At 70.2% G+C, this 19,569-nt stretch carries 20 protein-coding genes; 7 read left to right on the top strand and 13 right to left on the bottom strand.

Annotated elements, in window-relative coordinates:
• Positions 1–21: 21 nt before the first annotated feature.
• The 5 genes from AWZ10_RS15685 to AWZ10_RS15665 form a co-directional block, all read right to left on the bottom strand.
• Positions 22–2,094, bottom strand: coding sequence for a glycosyltransferase family 4 protein (locus AWZ10_RS15685; protein WP_060891365.1), 2,073 nt, complete (start codon positions 2,092–2,094; stop codon positions 22–24).
• A gap of 485 nt (positions 2,095–2,579) precedes the next feature.
• Entirely contained in the window at positions 2,580–3,446 is an 867-nt protein-coding gene (locus tag AWZ10_RS15680) for a PaaX family transcriptional regulator (RefSeq protein WP_046706163.1), read from the bottom strand.
• A gap of 294 nt (positions 3,447–3,740) precedes the next feature.
• Positions 3,741–5,102, bottom strand: coding sequence for an MFS transporter (locus AWZ10_RS15675; protein WP_060891364.1), 1,362 nt, complete (start codon positions 5,100–5,102; stop codon positions 3,741–3,743).
• Positions 5,103–5,301: 199 nt separating this feature from the next.
• Positions 5,302–5,661 (bottom strand): VOC family protein, encoded by a 360-nt coding sequence (locus AWZ10_RS15670; RefSeq protein ID WP_060891363.1) that lies wholly within the window; start codon positions 5,659–5,661, stop codon positions 5,302–5,304.
• Positions 5,658–6,476 (bottom strand): trans-aconitate 2-methyltransferase, encoded by an 819-nt coding sequence (locus AWZ10_RS15665; RefSeq protein ID WP_060891362.1) that lies wholly within the window; start codon positions 6,474–6,476, stop codon positions 5,658–5,660. The genes AWZ10_RS15670 and AWZ10_RS15665 overlap by 4 nt, the downstream gene beginning before the upstream one ends.
• 175 nt (positions 6,477–6,651) lie before the next feature.
• Between AWZ10_RS15665 and AWZ10_RS15660 the strand changes: the two genes are divergently transcribed.
• The gene (locus AWZ10_RS15660) at positions 6,652–7,149 is read left to right on the top strand and encodes a MarR family winged helix-turn-helix transcriptional regulator (protein ID WP_037705601.1); all 498 of its coding nucleotides are present in this window, start codon (positions 6,652–6,654) and stop codon (positions 7,147–7,149) included.
• Positions 7,150–7,202: 53 nt separating this feature from the next.
• On the opposite strand, the gene AWZ10_RS15655 is transcribed toward AWZ10_RS15660, so the two are convergent.
• Positions 7,203–7,991, bottom strand: coding sequence for a LuxR C-terminal-related transcriptional regulator (locus AWZ10_RS15655; protein ID WP_046705473.1), 789 nt, complete (start codon positions 7,989–7,991; stop codon positions 7,203–7,205).
• Between the two features lie 249 nt (positions 7,992–8,240).
• Here AWZ10_RS15655 and AWZ10_RS15650 point away from each other — a divergent pair, with 249 nt between their 5' ends.
• On the top strand, positions 8,241–8,696 hold the full coding sequence (locus tag AWZ10_RS15650; RefSeq protein ID WP_046705474.1) for a GNAT family N-acetyltransferase: 456 nt from the start codon (positions 8,241–8,243) through the stop codon (positions 8,694–8,696).
• Between the two features lie 42 nt (positions 8,697–8,738).
• Here AWZ10_RS15650 and galK read toward each other — a convergent pair whose 3' ends face one another.
• The 4 genes from galK to AWZ10_RS55090 form a co-directional block, all read right to left on the bottom strand.
• Positions 8,739–9,899: a galactokinase gene (gene galK / locus AWZ10_RS15645; RefSeq protein ID WP_060891361.1), complete on the bottom strand. Its 1,161-nt coding sequence runs from the start codon at positions 9,897–9,899 to the stop codon at positions 8,739–8,741.
• A 127-nt stretch (positions 9,900–10,026) separates the two neighbouring features.
• Positions 10,027–10,989: a UDP-glucose 4-epimerase GalE gene (gene galE / locus AWZ10_RS15640; protein WP_060891360.1), complete on the bottom strand. Its 963-nt coding sequence runs from the start codon at positions 10,987–10,989 to the stop codon at positions 10,027–10,029.
• The gene (gene galT / locus AWZ10_RS15635; RefSeq protein WP_060891359.1) at positions 10,986–12,047 is read right to left on the bottom strand and encodes a galactose-1-phosphate uridylyltransferase; all 1,062 of its coding nucleotides are present in this window, start codon (positions 12,045–12,047) and stop codon (positions 10,986–10,988) included. Before galT ends, galE begins: the two co-directional genes overlap by 4 nt.
• Positions 12,048–12,118: 71 nt before the next feature.
• Positions 12,119–12,247, bottom strand: a complete 129-nt coding sequence (locus AWZ10_RS55090) for a hypothetical protein (RefSeq protein ID WP_267893573.1) — start codon at positions 12,245–12,247, stop codon at positions 12,119–12,121.
• A 444-nt stretch (positions 12,248–12,691) separates the two neighbouring features.
• On the opposite strand from AWZ10_RS55090, the gene AWZ10_RS15630 reads away from it, so the two are divergent.
• Complete coding sequence (locus tag AWZ10_RS15630) at positions 12,692–13,573, top strand: universal stress protein (RefSeq protein WP_046705478.1); 882 nt, start codon at positions 12,692–12,694, stop codon at positions 13,571–13,573.
• A 34-nt stretch (positions 13,574–13,607) separates the two neighbouring features.
• Here AWZ10_RS15630 and AWZ10_RS15625 read toward each other — a convergent pair whose 3' ends face one another.
• On the bottom strand, positions 13,608–14,027 hold the full coding sequence (locus tag AWZ10_RS15625) for an ATP-binding protein (RefSeq protein WP_046705479.1): 420 nt from the start codon (positions 14,025–14,027) through the stop codon (positions 13,608–13,610).
• 158 nt (positions 14,028–14,185) lie between these two features.
• Here AWZ10_RS15625 and AWZ10_RS15620 point away from each other — a divergent pair, with 158 nt between their 5' ends.
• From AWZ10_RS15620 to AWZ10_RS15605, 4 genes are all read left to right on the top strand, one after another.
• On the top strand, positions 14,186–15,037 hold the full coding sequence (locus tag AWZ10_RS15620; protein WP_060891358.1) for a helix-turn-helix domain-containing protein: 852 nt from the start codon (positions 14,186–14,188) through the stop codon (positions 15,035–15,037).
• A gap of 9 nt (positions 15,038–15,046) precedes the next feature.
• Positions 15,047–15,256 carry a DUF397 domain-containing protein gene (locus AWZ10_RS15615; RefSeq protein ID WP_060891357.1) on the top strand — a complete coding sequence of 70 codons (210 nt, stop codon included), beginning with the start codon at positions 15,047–15,049 and terminating at the stop codon, positions 15,254–15,256.
• A gap of 43 nt (positions 15,257–15,299) precedes the next feature.
• Positions 15,300–15,500 carry a DUF397 domain-containing protein gene (locus AWZ10_RS15610; protein ID WP_060891356.1) on the top strand — a complete coding sequence of 67 codons (201 nt, stop codon included), beginning with the start codon at positions 15,300–15,302 and terminating at the stop codon, positions 15,498–15,500.
• Positions 15,501–15,805: 305 nt separating this feature from the next.
• On the top strand, positions 15,806–16,771 hold the full coding sequence (locus AWZ10_RS15605; protein ID WP_244172499.1) for an SGNH/GDSL hydrolase family protein: 966 nt from the start codon (positions 15,806–15,808) through the stop codon (positions 16,769–16,771).
• Positions 16,772–16,870: 99 nt separating this feature from the next.
• On the opposite strand, the gene AWZ10_RS15600 is transcribed toward AWZ10_RS15605, so the two are convergent.
• The gene (locus AWZ10_RS15600; RefSeq protein ID WP_079104376.1) at positions 16,871–17,560 is read right to left on the bottom strand and encodes a helix-turn-helix transcriptional regulator; all 690 of its coding nucleotides are present in this window, start codon (positions 17,558–17,560) and stop codon (positions 16,871–16,873) included.
• 273 nt (positions 17,561–17,833) lie between these two features.
• On the bottom strand, positions 17,834–19,569 hold a 1,736-nt coding region (locus AWZ10_RS15595; protein ID WP_060891354.1), incomplete at its 5' end, for an outer membrane protein assembly factor BamB family protein.

Raw genomic sequence — 19,569 nt, 5'->3', positions numbered from 1 at the left:
CCTCACGGCGAACCGGTCCCTTCAGTCGGCCGCCACATCCTTCGCGCTGAGCGCCAGCTCGTTGTTCACGGTGAAGTACGGCCGAACCCGAGTCCGCCCCCGCTCGACGTGCTCGAACACTTCCCCGGGCACCAGATCGGTCTTCCGCCGCTCCACCACGTCCCCGCCGATCCGCCCCACCGGCACGGTGTCCAGCCGCAGATCCCACAGGTCGTGCTCGACACCGCGCCGGGCCATGATCTCGCCGTACGGAACGGTGAACCGGAACCCCCGCTCCCCCACGGCCCGCGCGGCCACGGAGAAGTCGTACGCGGTGTCGGTCCGGGAGACGACCCGGACCGACGTTCCCTCCTCCACCGGAGCGGCGTCCCCGTACAGCGCCGCGGTCACGGTCATCGACCCGTCGCCCACCTCGACGGTGTCGATCTCCGCGTGCGCGGGCCGCAGCCACGTCCGCAGCGCGAGGAACCCGTCGGCGGTCAGGTACGGAATCCACGCCGCCACCCCCCGCCGGTCGACACTCGGCACCCGCCCGACCAGCGCGGCCTGCTCGACCAGTCGTGCGCTCAGCCGCACCCGCTTGTTCGTGCCGCGCTGCGCGACGTAGCAGTCCCAGCGGCCCTCGGCGAGGGTGTGCTCGGCCGGGCGGAGGGCCGCCTGCACCACGGTGTCCGGCGCGTCGGCCGTCGGCAGGACCGGCACCCGGATGTGCCGCTTGCCGGGGTCGCGGCGCAGCCGGGCGACGAGGTCGAGGGGCCCGGTGGGCAGCCCGGCCGGGTCGAGGCGGACGAGGAAGCCTCCGTCGGGGGTCGCGCGGGCGTGCGCCGTGGGCGTGGGAGCGCTCCCCTCGGCCTCGGCGGCGGGAACCGCCTGCGCGGAACGCGGACGGACGGCGCGGGCGACGAGCTGTCCCAGCCGGGCGGCGCCGTCCCATCGGCGGCGCCGGGTCCGGGACAGCTCCTCGAAGAGGTTCTCGTAGCGGTGGGCGATGACGGAGGGGGCGTACGCGTCGGCCTTGCCGAGCGCCTCCTTGCCGAGCCGCTCGCGCAGCGCCTCGTCGGTGACGACTCGTTTCAGCGCGTCGGCGTAGGCGTCGACGTCCCCGTCGAGCGGGACGAGGATGCCGTCCTGGCCGTCGGTGATGATCTCGCCGGGGCCGTGCGGGCAGTCGGTGGCGACGACGGGGACCCCGCAGTGCATGGCCTCGACGATGGTCATGCCGAAGGACTCCATGTCGGAGGAGACGGCGGCGACGGCGCCCTTGGCCCACTCGGGCTCGATCGGCGAGACCGCTCCCATGAGGAAGACCCGGTCGTGCAGTCCGAGCCGGTCGATCTGCTCCCTCAGGTTCTCCTTCTGCGGCCCGCGCCCGTAGATCCGCAGGGTCCAGCCGGGGTGTTCGGCGGCCACCTTGGCGAAGGCGCTCACCAGCCGGTCGTACCGCTTGATGGGGATGAGCCGGCCGGCGGCGACGATGACCTGGGAGTCCAGGGTGGAGCGTTCGACGGCGGAAGCCCGGACGCCGTTGGGCACGCACACGATGGTGGTGCCGACGCCGGGCAGGGCTGCGCGGTACTGGGCGGCGTCGGCCTCGGAGACGGTGACATAGGCGTCGAGTCCGGCGATGGCCTCGTTCTGGTTGGTGCGCAGCGGTTCGCGGTACTGGTCGAGGCTCAGGTGCTCCTGGCCGACGCGCAGATAGCGGCGGCGGCCGTCGCGGGCGAGGTATCCGTTGAGGTCCGGGCGGGTGGCGATGACCACGTCGGCCTCGGTACGGGCGAGGAAGCCGCCGATGCGTTCGTCCTGCAGCGCGGTGTAGGGCAGGTTCCCGGTGGCCCCGCTGTAGGGGAACATCGTGCCGGGCAGCTTGGTGAGCGGGTGGTCGCCCTCGAACCCGGGAACTCCTTCCCGCAGGTCGATCAGCGAGGTCAGACGGACGCGCGGGTCGAACGGGAGCGCCGGTTCGTCACGGGAGCGGTGGACGCTGACGACCTCGACGTCGTGCCGGTCGGCGAACGCGGCCGACAGGTTCGTCGTCGAGCGGATGGTGCCACCGATGCCGAAGGCATTGTTGATCAAAAAGGCGATCTTCATATGTGTTTCCCCCTGGAAACCGCCCGAGCGCGGGCGTCATCGCGCCCGCGCCCCCTGGCGGTCAGGTCAGGGAATGCGCGCGCACGGCTGTATGCGCGATACGTGGTCGACAATCAAGAAATTAAATGAATTGGCGCAGCGGAAATCGACCGACCGGGAAAATCGCAAAGAGATACGCACGTATGCGCATCGCACGATGAAATCCCGGCCGGGCGGCCGAAAGCCTATGTGGCGCGCGTCACCAACCCCGTCCAACGCGCCGGACGGCCCAACAGATCCTCACTGGCCCAGATCCCCCCTGGTCACAGCCACGCCTCCCACTTCCCCGGTCAACACACGGGAGGCAACAAAAAAGTAAGCCGAGAATATATCCTTCAGAAATAAAATCGAAAGAACAATATCAGCCACTCCCGCACCAAGGGCACTCAGGAGCATCGGCGAGACGGAATATGAAACTCCGCACGGAATACGAAAATCCGTTTTGGCTACGGCCTTTCGAGTGAAGCGGGGCGCAGCGGAGTCGTTTCCAGAACGTCCGCCGCCATCCGTCCGGCCGGGCCCGCCGTCTGTTCGGCGATGCGCCGGAACGTGTCCTGGGCCTGCCGCGCGGGCCACTCGGCGGGCAGATGCTGCACGGGCAGACGCGGGTCGGTACGGATGATGCGCAGCCACTCGGCGACGAGCCGCAGCCGGGTGGCGATCGGGTCGGCGGCGGCGAGTTCGGCGGTGGTCCACCGTTTGTCGAAGGCGCCGTAGCGCGCGGCCAGGACCTCCAGGTCCCAGCTCTCACGGATCATCAGCCCGATGTCGGTGAACTCGTCGGCCTGCGCGTGGAACACCTTCACATGCGCGTCCAGGCCCAGCTCGGAGACGATCTCCCGCACGTCCACCCGCCCCGGCGCGATCCACAGCCCGCTGTAGAGGGCGCCGAATCCGGACCAGGTGAGCCGGGAGCGCAGATCGTGCCGCTGGCGCTGCCAGGACTCGGGGAAGGAGAAGCCGAGGAGGGTCCAGGTGCCGTCCCAGTCCTCGTTCACCGCGCCGTCGCGCCAGATGCGCTGTCCGCCGTCGCGCAGGATGTCCTCCGCGTGCGGGGTGAGCCCGAAGAACATCCTCCGGCCCTCGCGCTGGCGCAGCAGCAGCCCCCGGTTCACCATCCGCGTCAGCGTCGACCGCACGGCCTGCTCCCCCGTGCCGACCCGCCCGAGCACATCGATGATGCTCCCCGAGTACACCCCGAGGCCGCCCTCCCCCAGGTCCAGCACGTGATTCCCGAAGAAGGACAGCACCAACGACTGCGGCCGCAACTGCGGCGCACCGACGACATCGGCATCCAGGATCTCGTCCTCCACAGCGGTAAGGGTACGGGGGCCACGCAGCGGTGGTCAGGCGATGGGGCAACCGCTTGATTCCGGGCCTGGCGGAGGGGTGGGCCCCGCATGATTCCGGGCCTGGCGGAGGGGTGGGCCGCACTGTTCGCGAGCCTGATCAGGGGCTGGGGCCGTGCGGTCCGGGGTGCGGAATCGGGCTGCGGGCCGCGCCCCGATAGGGGCGCGGGGAACTGCGCGAGAAGCCCCACCCGACCGCAGCCGAGCAACGACCCACAGCCCCGCCCCACCCGAGCGCAGGTCACCGAACCAGCCGGCCTACGAGGCCACCTCCTCCTTCGCCGCGCCCTCCCGGAGGGACACGTCGCCCAGGGACTCCCGGTGCGTCTCCCTGACGAACCACACGGTCACGGCGGTGATCGCCGCACCCCCGCAGATCAGCAGCGAGATCGGCGTACTGGAACCCCCGTTGGCCGCCACCAGACTCCCCGCGATCATCGGCGAGAACCCGGCACCGATCAAGGTGGCGAGCTGGTACCCGAGGGACGCCCCGGTGTAGCGCACCTTGGTCCCGAACATCTCGGTGAGCAGCGCCCCCAGCGGCCCGTACATCACGGACTGGGCGAAACCGTGGCCGAGTACGACCGCGAGGATCAGCAGCCCCGGCGACTTGGAGTCCACCAGCGCGAGCACGGGGAAGGCGAGGGCCACGGAGGCGATGGCCCCGGCCAGGACGACGGGGCGCCGGCCGACACGGTCGGAGAGCGCCGACGCGCACGGCAGGACCACCAGGGCGACACCGGCGGAGACCGTGAGCGCGGTCAGAACCTGCGGCCGGGGATAGCCGATACCGGTGGCGTACGCGATGAGGTAGCTGGTCAGCAGGGACTGCGCGGTGAACGCGCCGATACCGACACACGCGGCCAGCACCAGCGCACGCGGCCGGCGCAGCACGTCCACGATCGGCAGCCGGGCCTCGCCCCGGTCCTTCTTGACCTTGGCGAAGAGCGGGCTCTCCACCACCTTCAGCCGGACGAAGAGCCCGACACCGAGCAGCACGACGCTGAGCAGGAACGGCACGCGCCAGCCCCACGCGGCGAACTCGTCGCGGGGCATGGCCACCACGAACGTCACGACGACCGACGACAGCAGGGAGCCGAGCGGTGCTCCCATCTGCGTGAAGCTGGACCACAGTCCGCGCCGCTTCTCACCGGCGTGCTCGACGACCATCAGCGTGGCGCCGCCCCATTCACCGCCGATGGCGATGCCCTGGAGCACCCGCAGGGTGATGAGGAGGACGGGCGCCCAGACACCGATGGTGTCGTAGGTGGGCAGCAGCCCGATGAGGAAGCTGGCACCGCCCATCAGCCCCATGGTCAGCAGCAGCATGGACTTACGACCGAGCCGGTCGCCGAAGTGCCCGAAGATGATGCCGCCGAGGGGGCGGGCGACGTATCCGGCGGCGAAGGTGCCGAACGCGGCGATCGTGCCGACGGCCGGGTCGGCGCCCGGGAAGAACAGCTCGCCGAAGACGAGCGCGGCGACCGTTCCGTAGACGAGGAAGTCGTAGAACTCGACGGCCGTACCGAGCAGCCCGGAGAGCGCGACGCGACGCAACTGCCGTGTACGCAGAGCCTGTTCGGCCTGTTCGGCGGGGTTGGTGAGAGGGGACGGGGACATGCGGGTCTCCCTGGAGCTAAGGGGGGAACGAGGGAGGAACACCGCGAAGGTAGGCGTGCATCTACCTGCCGTCAATATTTTGCACAACATCGACATCGACCCCGCACCCCCGCGACAGACCCGCCGCCCCTTCTCCCCGCACCCTCGCGACAGACCCGCTGCCGCCCCTTCCCCGCGCCTCGGACTCCCTCCCCGAGCCTCAGGACGGCTCCAGGAACTCCAGCCGGTTCCCCACCGGATCCTCGGAGTAGAACCGCCGATACCCCGGCAGGTCGTCGTCCCAGACGACCGGCGCCCCGCGCCCGGCCAGGCGGGCGGCGTACGCGTCGATGCCCCGCACCCGCAACCCGGGGTGAGCCTTCCTCGGCGGCCGGAAGCCCGTCTCCACCCCGAGGTGCAGAATCACCTCCCCCGCCCCGAACCAGCACCCTCCCCGCACCGCGAGCGCGGGCGGCTTCGGGATCTCCGTCATCCCGAGGACCCCGACGTAGTACGCCCGCAACCGGTCCTCCGCACCGGGCGGGGCGGCGAGGAGGACATGGTCGACGGAGGCGATCACCGGCGCGCCCCCGGCTTGTGGGCGATGACGAAGATGCGGCGGAACGGGAACGGTGTGCCGTGCGCGGTGGGCGGATAGGCCTCGCGCAGCGCGTCCCGGTACTCGGCCACGAACGGCTCGGCGTCCGCGCCCAGTTCGGTGAGGACCGGCCGCAGCCCCGTCCCCGTCACCCAGTCGAGCACCGCGTCCTCGCCCTGGAGGAGATGGACGTACGTCGTCTCCCACGCGTCGACCTCGCAGCCGAGGTCGGCGAGGGCCGCGAGGTATCCCGCGGGGGAATGGACCGCGTCGTCATGCCGGAGCGTCTCGCCGAGCCGGTCCTTCCAGCGGGCGGAGTGGGCGAGTTCGCGCATGAGACGGTGACTGGGCGAGTCGAAGTTGCCGGGGACCTGGAAGGCGAAGGTGCCACCGGGGGCGAGGGCGTCGACCCAGAAGGGGAAGCGGTTGAGGTGGCCGGGCACCCACTGGAAGGCGGCGTTGCTGACGATCAGGTCGTACGGCTCCTGGGGCGCCCAGGTCCGTACGTCCGCCGCGGCGAAGCCGATGAGGCCGCCACCGGGGGTGGGTCCTTCGTGGTCGACGTGGGCCCTGTCGAGCATCTCGGGCGAGTTGTCGTACCCGGTGATGTGCGCGGTGGGCCAGCGGTCGGCGAGGAGGCGGGTGACGTTGCCGGGGCCACAGCCGAGGTCGGCGATGCGGGGGCGCTCCGCGGGTGGTTCCGGGACGTGGGCGAGCAGGTCGACGAAGGCGCGGGCGCGGTGGCCGGCGTGCCGCAGGTATTGCTGGGGGTCCCAGGTGGGGCTGGTGGCGGGCATGGGGACTACCTCCTCGTGAATCCGCGTCATTCCTCCGGACCCCGGCGCGGGGTGTCGCCGCCCGGCTCCGGACGCCTCCACTCTCGTAGCCGTATATCTCGATGTCAAGAGACTCGACGCTAATCTTCTCGATATCAAGAGACTTCACATCGACACAACCACTACACTGATCGCCATGGAGGACGAGGTCGATCGGCTGGTCGCAGCGTGGCGCCGGGAGCGCCCCGACCTCGACGTGGAGCCGCTGGAAGTACTCAGCCGGGTGAGCAGACTTGCCCGGCACCTGGATCGCGCACGCCGGCTGGCGTTCGCCGAGCACCAGCTGGAGCCGTGGGAGTTCGACGTGCTGACGGCGCTGAGGCGTGCGGGGAACCCGTATCAGCTCTCGCCCGGTCAGCTGCTCACGCAGACGCTGGTGACGTCGGGCACGATGACGAACCGGATCGACCGGCTGACGAAGAAGGGCCTGGTCGAACGACTGCCCGACCCCAGTGACCGCCGCGGCGTACTCGTCCGGCTGACGGACGAGGGCCGGGACCGCGCGGACCAGGCACTGGCCGGACTCCTCGACCAGGAACGGGCGATCCTGGCCGAGCTGTCCCGCGCCCAGCGGGGCGACCTGGCGGGCCTGCTACGCCAGTTGACCGCCCCGTTCGACAACATCCCCGGCTGAGGGCCTGCCGGGCGGGCTTCGCCGGAGACGCGAGGTCCGCTCACCGGCGCCGATCAGGCGCTGCTGCTCTCCTCCGGCATGATCCGCCCGGTGGGCCCCAGGTCCACCGGCCCGACCCCGGCCCGGCGCGCGAGCGCGACGGCGGCGAGGGTGGAGTGGACGCCCAGCTTTCCGAGGACGTTCTGCATGTGGGTGCGGACGGTGTGCGGCGAGAGGAACAGGCGCTCGGCCACGGCCTTGCGCCCCAGCCCCGCCACCATGCACCGAAGCACTTCCCGCTCACGCGGGGTGAGGGACTCGACGAGCCGCTCACTCTCCGTGCGGTGCTTGCGGGCGGCGGTCAACTCCCGCAGGACGCCCGTGAGAAGCGCGGGCGGCAGATGCGTCTCGTCGCGCAGCACTCCCCGGATGACGGTGAGCAGCCGGGACAGCGAGCAGTCCTTGGCGACCCACCCGCACGCACCCGCCTGGAGGGCCAGCGCGGCCCGGCGCGGATCATCCTTCTCGGCGAGAACGACGATCCGTACGCTCGGCTGGCCCGAACGCACGCCCGCGACGAGCGATATGCCGTCCACGAGCCCGTCCTCGCTGCCGTCCGGGACGGCTGTGGGCACGGCGGCCGGACGCACGCCGGGGACGTGGACGTGGCCCCCCAGGTCTGCGTCGACCAGAAGCACGTCGAACTTGCGCCCTTCCGCCGCCGCGCGGTCCAGACAGCGCAGCGCGGCCGGGCCACTGCCCGCCGCGGACACGTCGACGTCCGGCTCGGCGGCCAGGGCCGCGGCGAGCGACTCGGCGAAGATACGGTGGTCGTCGACGACCAGGACTCGGATGCGAACCACTGAAACCCCCACTGGTCGGGGGACGGCCGGCGCGAGTACGGCGCCCGGAGCGTGCCCCGGTCTACACCTGGGACGGGGCGTCGCAGCCGCACGGCCGCCGCCGTGCTGAACCGCTACCCCCACTCCGGGCGTCGTACCCGACTGTCTCGCCCCCTGATCAGCACCGGCCCCCACCGATGCTGTTCATCAGGGTACGGCCGGGGGGCAGGAGCGGAAGGTAATTTGCAGAACTGGTTGTCCAGCACGTTTATGGTGTGCCACATGTTTCGTATCGAGACAGAAGTCGACAAGGAACGAAGTCAATTACTACTTTCCCGACTGCGCGCCAGCAACACCGCCGCCTCGCCGATCCTCCGCGACCTGCGCGGCACCCCCGGTGAACGCGAATCCCCACTGCAGGTGTGGGCCCTGAACGAGACGGGCGACGTGGTCGGCGGCCTGGCGGGCCACACCTGGGCCACCTGGCTGCACGTCACCTACCTCTGGGTCGACGAGCGCCACCGGGGCGCGGGCCTCGGCTCGTACCTGCTGTCGACGGCCGAACTCACAGCCTCCCGCGACCGCGGCTGCCGCTCCGTCCGCCTGGAGACCTGGGACTTCCAGGCCCCGGAGTTCTACAAACGACTCGGCTACGAGGTGGTGTGCGTGATCCCCGACTATCCGCCGGGGATCACGGAGTACACGCTGACGAAGAAGATCGGCTGACGGCCGGGACGAGCGGCCCGGTGGCCGCCAGGGCGCGGCGGGTCAGGAAACCCGTCGTGCCCCCGCCGAAGGCACCGCCACGAAGACCCGGGGGGCCGTGAAGTCGGCTGCGGCGAAGGCCTCCTCGATCGCCTTCGTGACCGCGTCCGCGTCGGTCTCGTCGACGAGGACGATCGCGGAACCGCCGAAGCCGCCGCCGGTCATCCGGGCGCCGAGGGCGCCGGCCGAGAGGGCCGTGTCGACGACGAGGTCCAGTTCGGGGCAGGAGATGCGGAAGTCGTCGCGCAGGGAGGCGTGGCCCTCGACGAGGAGGGGGCCGATCGCCCGGGTCTCGCCCGACTCCAGGAGGGCGACCACGCGTTCGACCCGCTGGTCCTCCGTCACCACGTGGCGGACCAGGCGGCGGACCTCCTCCTCGTCGCCGAGGCGGTCGAGGGCCGCGTCCAACCCGTCGTACGCGATGTCCCGCAGCGCGTCGACGCCGAGGAGGGCGGCGCCCTTCTCGCAGCCGGCGCGGCGCTTGCCGTACTCGCCCTCACTGTGGGAGTGCTTGACCTGGGTGTCGACGACGAGGAGCTGCATGCCCTCGGCGGCCAGGTCGAAGGGGATCTGGCGCTGGGAGAGGTCGCGGGTGTCGAGGAACAGGGCGTGGCCGGTCTCGCAGCACGCGGAGGCCGTCTGGTCCATGATCCCGGTGGGGGCGCCGACGTAGACGTTCTCGGCGCGCTGGCACAGGCGGGCCAGCTGCCAGCCCTTGAGGCCGAGGGCGAAGAGGTCGTTGAGGGCGAGGGCCACGACCACTTCCAGCGCCGCGGACGAGGACAGGCCGGCGCCGGTCGGGACCGTCGACGTGAGGTGGATGTCGGCGCCGGTCACCGCCGTGTGGCCGGCCTCGCGCAGGGCCCAGACGACGCCGGACGGGTACGCCGTCCAGGCGCGGTCGGCTTCCGGGGTCAGCCCGTCGAGGGACAGCTCGACGACACCGCCCCCGACGTCGTCGGAGTGCAGGCGCAGACGGCCGTCCGTGCGCCGGGACACCGCCGCGATCGTGGTGTGCGGGAGGGCGAAGGGCATGACGAAGCCGTCGTTGTAGTCGGTGTGCTCGCCGATGAGGTTCACCCGGCCCGGCGCGGCCCACACTCCCTCCGGCTCCGCCCCGTACAGCTCCTCGAACCGCTCGGCGACGACGACAGCCTCGCTCATCCCCTGACCCTGACCTTTCCGTACTCAACCGAAGAACTGGCCCGGCCTGAATGAACTGGCCGAGCCGGCACACTACTTGGCGCCCGCGGGCGCGAACCCGTCCTACTCGGCGTGCGCCTGCGCGAAGCTACTTCGTCCGCGCCTGTGCGAACTGCCACGCGTCCGCGACGATCTCCGCGAGGTCCGCGCGGGACGGGTTCCAGCCGAGGCGTTCGCGGGCCGTGGCGGCGGAGGCGACCAGGGTCGCCGGGTCGCCGGCGCGGCGCGGCGCGATGACCTCGGGGATCGGGTGGCCGGTGACCTGCCGGACGGTCTCGATCACTTCCCGCACCGAGAAGCCGCTGCCGTTGCCGAGGTTGCAGATGAGGTGCTCGCCGGGCCGCGCGGCGTCCAGCGCCAGCAGGTGGGCGTCGGCGAGGTCGGCGACGTGGATGTAGTCGCGGATGCAGGTGCCGTCGGCGGTCGGGTAGTCGTCGCCGAAGACGGAGATCGCGTCCCTCTTGCCCTGCGCGACCTGGAGGACCAGCGGGATGAGGTGCGACTCGGGGTCGTGGCGCTCACCGCAGGAGCCGTACGCGCCGGCCACGTTGAAGTAGCGCAGCGAGACGGCGCCCAGGCCGTGGGCGGCGGCCTCCCCGGTGATCATGTGGTCGACGGCGAGCTTGGAGGCGCCGTACGGGCTCGTCGGCTTTGTCGGCGCGGACTCGACGATCGGGGTCGTCTCGGGCTCGCCGTAGGTGGCGGCCGTGGAGGAGAAGACCAGCTTGCGGACGCCCGCCTCGCGCATCGCGCCGAGCAGGGCCATGGTGCCGCCGACGTTGTTGTCCCAGTACTTCTCCGGCTTCGCGACGGACTCGCCGACCTGCGAGAACGCGGCGAAGTGGAGGACGGCGTCGAAGGAGGAGTCCAGCCATTTGGCGGCGTCCCGGATGTCGCCCTCGATGAAGGACGCGCCCGTGGGCACGCCCTCGCGGAAGCCCGTGGAGAGGTTGTCGAGGACGACGACCTCGTGGCCCGCCTCCAGCAGATGCTGGGCGACCACGCTGCCGACATAGCCCGCGCCACCGGTGACCAGGTACTTACCGCTCATGAACTCGCTACCTCTCGCAGTCGCTCGGCCGCGCGCTCCGGCGGCACGTCGTTGATGAACACGTTCATGCCGGATTCGGAACCCGCGAGGAATTTCAGCTTGCCGGAGGTGCGGCGGATGGTGAAAAGCTCGAGGTGGAGCGCGAAGTCCTCACGCTGGACACCCTCGAACTCCTCCAGCGTGCCGAACGGCGCCTGGTGCCAGCCCGCTATGTACGGCGTCGGAGGTTCACCCTCACCGAAGATCCGGTCGAAGCGCCTCAAGAGTTCCAGATAGACCTTGGGGAATTCTGAGCGCGCGTCCTCGTCCAGGGCGAGGAGGTCCGGCACCCGGCGCGTCGGGTACAGGTGGACCTCGTACGGCCAGTGCGCCGCGTACGGCACGAAGGCGACCCAGTGCTCGGTCCGGAGCACGATCCGCTCGTCGGCGAGCTCCCGCTCCAGGACGGCGTCGAAGAGGTTCTCGCCGCCGGTGGCGTCCTTGTGGGCCGCGATCGAGCGCAGCATCAGCGCGGTGCGGGGGGTGGTGAAGGGGTACGCGTAGATCTGCCCGTGCGGGTGCCCCAGGGTCACGCCGATCTCGGCGCCGCGGTTCTCGAAGCAGAACACCTGCTCGACGGAGGGCAGGTGCGACAGCTCCGCGGTGCGGTCGGTCCACGCGTCCAGGACGAGGCGTGCCTGCTCGTCGGTCAGGTCGGCGAAGGACGCGTTGTGGTCCGAGGTGAAGCAGACGACCTCGCAGCGGCCGGAGTCACCGGCGAGGGAGGGAAAGCGGTTCTCGAAGACGACGGCGTCGTACGACGCGTCCGGGATCTCGCTGAGCCGGTCGCCCTCGGAGGGGCAGAGCGGACATTCGTTCGCCGGGGGGTGGTAGATGCGGCCCTGCCGGTGCGAGGCGATCGCGACCGAGTCACCGAGCAGCGGGTCCCGGCGCACCTCCGAAGTGGTGACGGTGCGATCCAGGGGTCGCTTGTCCACCGCGTCGCGCACGGTGTCGTCGCGCAGGTCGTAGTAGATCAGCTCACGACCGTCGGCCAGTCGGGTCGAGGTCTTCTTCACGCCGGACTCCCCATCCCACCCATCAAACAGAACCAAACACATCAAAGCACAAGTTCCGACGTTCGTCACCATCACAAACAAACAAAGATCACCAGATCCCAACTATTGGCTTCGCCGACCCGACCGTCGATCCTGGCGCAACGCAGTTGGCCCCCGCCGGGCTTGGCGGGGCTGCGGAGCTTGAGCAGCTTGCCGTTCACGGCGGCGGTCTTCTTCCAGGTCCTGCCGTTGCCGGGAACGCGTTGCCCGCGGCGGGGATCACGGCCAGAAAGGACTGCCATGTCCGGCCGGCTCGGCGCGCACCTGGCCAGCCGACACCTCACGGCGACGAGCGCCGGAATTCACCCTGCCCACCGCGTGTGGGTTCGAGGTCAATCACCGTGCGTGATCGCCGAAGACACGGCGAGGGTGACATCCCGCGCCACCTCTCGTCGGCTGGGTCCGCACGGATCCCGCGTCTCCGTTTTCGCAGGTCAGCCGGGTCCACATGCGCCGTGGAGGGTAATGGGGTACTCCTCGAAGGGGACAACGCATCTCGCTCGGCACGTCGGCGACGTCCGGACCTCCACCTGTCGGACTCGCTCACCGTCATCCACGTGCACCGTCAGTCATTGCCTGCTTCGTACGAGACGGAGGCCGCCGCCATGCAACCCGTTGTCACCGTGGGCCTGGACGGCTCACCCGAGAGCCTCGCCGCCGCCCGCTGGGCCGCCGACGAGGCCGAGAAGCGCAAGCTGACCCTGCGTCTGCTGCATGCGTGGCCGCTGCTGGCTCCTGAACCGACCGGCACTCCTCCGGAGGTCGACCAGAACTACTGGGCGAAGCGTCTCGTCCACACCGCGCGAGCAGAGCTCCAGACCCGCCACCCGGGACTGCTGGTCGTCGGGAGCCTGGTCCCCGACGACGCCCAGAGCGCCCTGATCCAGGCTGCTTCGGAGTCGGAGATGACCGTGCTCGGCTCACGGAGGCTGGAGTCGGTGGAAAGCTACTTCCTGGGAGACATCAGCCTGCCCGTCGTCGCACGGGCCCAGCGGCCGGTCATCCTCGTCCGAGCCGATGCCCAGGGGCGGGCCGGGGAGGAGGCGCCCCATGAGGCAACCGCGAGCCGCGTGGTCGTAGCCCTGAAACTGCACGGCTCCTCCGACGAACTGCTGGACTTCGCCTTCCACTCCGCCGCCGCCAGGGGCGTTCCGCTCCTGGCCGTCCACGGGCGGAGCGTGCCGCTCCACGCACGCGTGCCCTGGGGTGTGGACCACGATGTCACCGAGGAACTGACCGGGGACGCGCGAAAGCTGCTGGACAAGGCACTGCGCCCCTGGCGCGAGAAGTATCCGCAGGTGGACGTGGCCGACAGTGTGCGTCTGACCGGCCACGCCAAGGCCGTCATGCACGCCGCCGAGGGTGCCGCACTGCTGGTGGTGGGCCGCAGTGCGCACCGCCACGGGCTGGGATCCCACCTGGGCCACGTGGTGCAGGCAGCGCTCCACCACGTGCGCTGCCCGGTGGCCGTCGTCCCCCACGGCTGAGGCCGACTCCTTTTCTGTCGGCGTGCGCAACGAGCTACGCGGCCATCACTTCGCACCACACATATTTGCCCGGGTGCCCGAAGCGGGATGACGGCTGCCAGCCCCATACGTCCGTGCAGGCCCGTACGAGGGCGAGGCCTCGGCCGGCCTCCGCGTCGGGCCGTTGCGCCAACCGCCCCGGCGGCTCGGGGGGTTCGGGGTCGGCGTCCCACGCTCCGATCCACAGGGTGTTCCCCGACCAGCTCACGCGGAGGGCGGCGGGGCCCTTGGTGTGGAGTACGGCGTTGGCGATCAGCTCGGTGGCGAGGAGTTCGGCGGGGTCCAGCAGGGCGGTCAGGCCGTGCGTGGTGAGGATCAGGCGGAGGGTGCGACGGGAGACGGTGACGGCTCGGGGGTCGTGAGGGATGTGGAGGACGTACTCCCAGGGTTCGGGGGCGGGTGCGATTTCGGGCATGGGTCAGCTCCGAGGCGGGGGTGAGAGTGGGGAGGTGGTCCGGGCGGGCGGTGGCATTGCCTCAGCCGTCGGGGCGTGACGGAGAGGTGCGCTTCCGGGGTGCCGGCGATACCGCAGTGTGTGCGGGGCGTGACTGACGGTATTACGAGGAGGCATCAGTGCCGCCGAAGAGGCATCTCACGGCCCGCAGAGTGCGACTGGGCTCCGAGCTGCGCAAACTGCGCGAGGCGACCGGCATGAAGGCGCGGGAGGCAGCGGCGCTCCTAGGAGCCGACTCGGTCCAGATGAGCCAGATCGAGTCCGGGGTCGCGGGCGTGAGTGCCGCTCGGGTACGTCGCCTCGCCGCTCACTACGCCTGTGCGGACGAGGGGTTGATCGAGGCCCTGGCGGCGATGGCGACCGATCGCACGCGGGGCTGGTGGGAGGAATACCGAGGAGTGTTGCCCCCGGTGTTCCTCGACACCGCCGAGGTGGAGCACCATGCCGCGTTGCTCCACGAGGTGGTGATCACGCATGTGCCCGGGCTTCTACAAACCGCCGACTATGCACGCGCGGTCTACTCGTACATGGCCCCCGGGCTGCCCGAGAGCGAGCTGAACCCCCGGGTGGAACACCGGATGCGGCGACGAACCGTCATCGACGGGAGCAGCCCTGCCCCGTATGAGACGCTCATTCACGAGTTCGCCCTGCGCCTTCGCGTGGCCGACCGGGGCGTCGCCCGCGCCCAACTCCGCCAGATCTTGGAGCAGAGCGAGCAGGATCACGTCACTGTACGAGTCATCCCCACGGATCAGGACGGCTTCGCGGGCGCCGGGGCCTCGATGATGTACGCGGGCGGCCCGGTGCCCCAACTGGACACTGGGCTACGCGACGCTCCCACCGGAACGATGTTCATTGATGTAGAGCCGCGGCTGAAGCAACTCCGAACACTCTTCCGTAAGGTGAAGGAGGCGTCGCTGGAGCCCATCGCGTCGCGCGACTTCATCCACCGTTTGTCGAAGGAAGTGTGAGGCCCCCCCATGGCTCAGGCCTTGCTCTGGCAGAAGTCCACGTTCTCGGACGGCGGAGACGGCAACACGTGTGTCGAACTCGCAGCAGCCGCCGACGCTCTTGCCATCCACCTCCGCGAATCCGATACCCCCGCTACCGTCCTCACCACCACGCCCGCGCCCGTCACGGGACTCCTTCGCGCAATAACCTCCGGCAGGTTCACCCCGCGCCGCCCGTGATCACCGAAGCTGTTCGGACGAAGGAACCCTGGGGGAGCCGACGATGATCCCCGGCACCTGGCGGAAGTCGACGTTCTCCGACGGCGGCGAAGGCGACACCTGCGTAGAACTCGCCGCCACCCCCGACGACCTACACCTCCGCGAATCCGACGCCCCCACCTCCGTCATCGCGACCACCCCCACCCCGGTCGCCCACCTCCTCCACGCCATAACCACCGGCAGGTTCACCTCGCCCCGCGGTTGATCACCGTCCGCGACGACGACGGACGCGAACAGGACAACCGACAGGGGCCGTTCGGCGGTCCGGGCTCCGCAGGGCTGCCAGGAATGCCCTCGCGGTGATCGAGCACCGCGCCGGATACGTCGACAAGCGGACGCACTTGGTCCGCATGCCGACCTCACCCGTTCAGAACCCGCCACCCGGAACTGGGGTGATCCCAGAGACCTGACAGTAAGTCACTGTCCGTATCGGATCTAGTGCGCTGAGTGACACTCCTCGTACGGTCATAACGCCGCCAAAACCGTATCTCTGGAGGATTCGTGGCAAACATGCGCACTCGACTGGCCGTGCTGGGCTCCGCCGTGGCTCTCGCCGCAGGCGCCCTCGTCCCCGTGCAACTCGCCGGCGCCACCCCGGCGGCCGCGGCGGCCTACGAGTGGGTCGCCCTGGGCGACTCCTACACCGCCGGGGTCATCCCGGCGGCGGGTGAGGTCTTCGAAGTCCCGCGTGACGGCTGTGAGCGCACCGACCTGTCGTACCCCCAGGTCATCGACCGCGACCTCGGCTCACTGGTCGAACTGACCAATGTCAGCTGCGGTGCCGCCACCATCGAGGACATCACCTTCAACGCCCAGCAGCCGATCGGCCGCCACCTGCCGCCGTTCTCCGAGGACCCCGACTACCCGTTTCCCCCGGTGCCTCCCCAGTCCGAGGCGGTGAGCCCCGGCACCGACGTGATCACCGTCGGCGCGGGCGGCAACACCCTCGGGTTCGCCGAGATCCTCTTCACCTGCCTGCAACTGGGCGAGGGCAGCGGCGGCGTGGGCACGCCGTGCCGGGACGACCTGGCCGACAACATTCCCGGCCGGCTGACCAAGGTGAGCCAGGACTATGACGACATGCTCGCCACCCTCCACGAGCGCGCCCCGCACGCCAAGGTCGTGAACGTCGGCTACCCCACGGTCGTCCCCGAGGACACGTCCAAGTGCCGGTACAACGACTTCGAGCAGTTCGCCTCGATCACCCCGGGGGACCTGGACTGGCTGCGCGACGACGTCCTGAACCCGCTCAACGCCACCATCGAGAAGGCCGCCGGTGAGCACGGGGACACCTTCGTCGGCCTCTCCGACTCCACCCGGAACCACAGCGTCTGTGACGCGGGCAGGTGGGTCGAGGGCCTCCTCACCAGCCTCGACCCGTTCCAGGTGGCCTTCGTCCACCCCAACGCCAAGGGCCACAAGAACGCCGCTGACCAGGTCTCCGTGGCGGTTTTGAACGCTCTTGGCGTGAACTGACCCGCATCCTGCATCCCCGGGGAGCCGCATCGGGCCGACGGCCCGATGCGGCTCCGTCATGCCGTCGCGGCCCCCGGACCCAGCCGACCGGGAGCCGCCCTACGCCCCCGGCGACGGGTGCGGCACCGGCCCCGCCCGGTCCAGCAACCCCGTACGCGCCGCCAGCGCCGCCGCCTCCAGCCTCGAACCCACGCCCAGCTTCATCAACACCCGCTGGACGTGCGTGCGGGCCGTGGACGGGGCGATGTTCATGCCTGCCGCGATCAGGCGGGTGTCCTCGCCGTCCGCGACGCGGACCAGGACCTCGACCTCGCGCGGGGTCAGCATCTGCAGGAGCCGCTGGCCCTCGTCGTCCGGCTGGGCGGCGGGGTTCAGCAGTTCGCTGAAGGCGGCCTGGAGCAGTTGGGGGGCCACCGCGGCCTCGCCGGCGCGGGCCTTCATGATGGCCCGCTCGACCCCCTCGATGCGCTCGTCGTGCCGGACGTAGCCCGAGGCGCCGGCGGCGAACGCCGCCGCGATGCCTCGGGGATTGGGCACCGGGCCGAGGACCAGGACCGCCACCTGCGGGCGTTCACGCTTGATTCTGACCACCGGGTCGAAGATGCCCGGTTCGGCCGGTGTCGCCGTGCCGAGCAGGCACACCTCGGGTGCCCTTGTGATCACCAGTTCCGCCGCGCCCGCGGCGGGCGCCGCCGCGGCCAGCACGCGGTGCCCGCGCAGCTTCAACGCCGAGGCCAGCGCCTCGGCCAGCAGTCGGTGGTCGTCGACCACCATGAGCCGGACTCCCATCGAGCCACCCCACCCCCCAGTCCCCCAGATGGTTGCCAACTATGGCTGCCCACTGGTCCTCACGGACAGAAGCCCCCCGACTTCCCCGTCGGCTCCCCGCTCTTCATGACCCCGGAAGCTACACGCTTGTTCGACGTTGCGCTCCCCCTACCGGAGAGAAGTGCCCCGGATTACCGAAATTCCCTCCTATTCGAGCGTGATGAGGGATACGTGCACGGCCCCGCCCCTGAGCTGGGGCGGGGCCGTTGAACGAGGCCGAGGGGGCGCGTGGGGTTACTTCGCCCCGAAGCCGAGCGCCGTGTACTCCTTCTCGTCGTCCGAGTACGGCTTGCTGACGAGTTCCGAGCCGATGAACCACCGTCCGTCGGTGTAGAGCATCTCGCTCAGCGTCGGCGTCATACCGCTGATCGCGCGGAGCACCGACTCCGAGGACGGGGTCTCCAGGAGCTTGGTCTGCTTCAGCGTCTTGCCGTCGACGGAGACGATCTGGGCGCCCTTGTCGTACGGGCCGTCCTTGAAGGCGATGATGTTCGGCCCGTCCATCCGGATCGGGAACAGCTCGTAGTCGTCGCCCGCGTCGACCCGGTCGCCGGTGGACTTACCGGTGGCCAGCGAGAAGGAGACGATCTCGTTGGTGGAGCTGTAGGAGCCGGTGCCGTCGTGGTTCTTGGTCGGCATGTACACCTTGTCGTTGCCGACGTAGATGCCGCGGCAGGCCCAGACACCGCGGACGGGGCAATCGTAGTCGTACTTGTCGTCCGGGATGGAGATCTTGGCGCGCAGCTTGCCGCTGTCGTCGAGCGAGAAGATGTCGGTGGTGCCGGTCAGCGGGACGTCGCTGCCCGTCACCACGCCGAAGACCACCGGATTCGTGGAGATGACCTTGGCGCGCTGAATGCCGGAGGGCACCTTGTAGGTCCACTTGACGCTGCCCGACTTGGGGTCGAGCAGCTGGATCTGGAAGGTCTCGCTGCCGTAGTCGCCGCACTTGCGGACCGCGATCAGCTGGGCGCCGCCCGCGTAGCCGTCGTCGGTGCACTCGCCGACCTTCGGCGACCACAGCACCTTGCCGGAGTTGACGTCGAACGCGGCACCGCCTTCGTAGCCGCCGGACGCGGCGACCGTCGTACCGGAGATGGTGACCTCGCCGAACGGCACCTTCTCGCCGCTCGTCTCGGCGCTCTTGGTCCACACCTCCTTGCCGGTCTCGACGTTGAAGGCGGTGACCTCGGTGCAGGGGTGGCGGTCGTCGTTGTTCTTGCGCTTGGCCGACTCGGTCACCACGACGGCGATGCCCTCGGTGGTGATCTCACGGGAGCCCGCGCAGGTCTGACCGGCCAGGTCCAGCGTCCATTTGGACTTCCCGCTGTCCGGGTCATAGCCGATGATCTTGTTCAGGGCCGACTTGGCGTACGTGGTCTTCGTCAGCCAGGAGCCCTTGACGCTGTCGATCGTCAGCTTTTCCTTGACCTCGTGCGCGGGCACCTGGAAGAGGATCTTCGCGCTGGTGCTGGAGGGCGTCTTCTCCTGCGCCTCGGTCGGAACCTCCACGCCACCGGACGACGAACCGCCGGACGACGACGAACCGCCGTCGTCACCCTTGGTGTCGTCCTTGCCGCCTGTCGTGCCCTCCGAACTGGCGGTGTCCTTCTTGCCGTTGTCGTCGTCCCCGGCGGAGGTGGCGACATAGACGCCGCCGCCGATGATGAGCGCGATGGCCGCGACCGCCGCGGTGATGATGATCGCCGTGGAGTTGACCTTCTTCTTGCCGCCCGGGGCCTGCCCCATCTGGTGCATCGGCATGGTCTGCGGCTGGTAGCCGTACGGGCCGGGCGGCTGCTGTCCGTAGGGACCGGGCTGCGGCTGCTGGCCGTACGGGCCGGGCTGCGGCTGGCCGTAGGCACCCGGCTGGCCAGGGTGACCGGGCTGGCCCGGGTAGCCGTAGCCGGGCTGCGGCGGGGGCGTCTGCGGGTAGCCGTAGCCGGGGCCCTGCGCGGGCGGGGGCCCCT

Source organism: Streptomyces europaeiscabiei (genome assembly GCF_001550375.1).
Taxonomy (GTDB): domain Bacteria; phylum Actinomycetota; class Actinomycetes; order Streptomycetales; family Streptomycetaceae; genus Streptomyces; species Streptomyces europaeiscabiei.
Note: the sequence above shows the minus strand (reverse complement) of the source record. Positions and strands in the feature narration are given on the sequence as shown.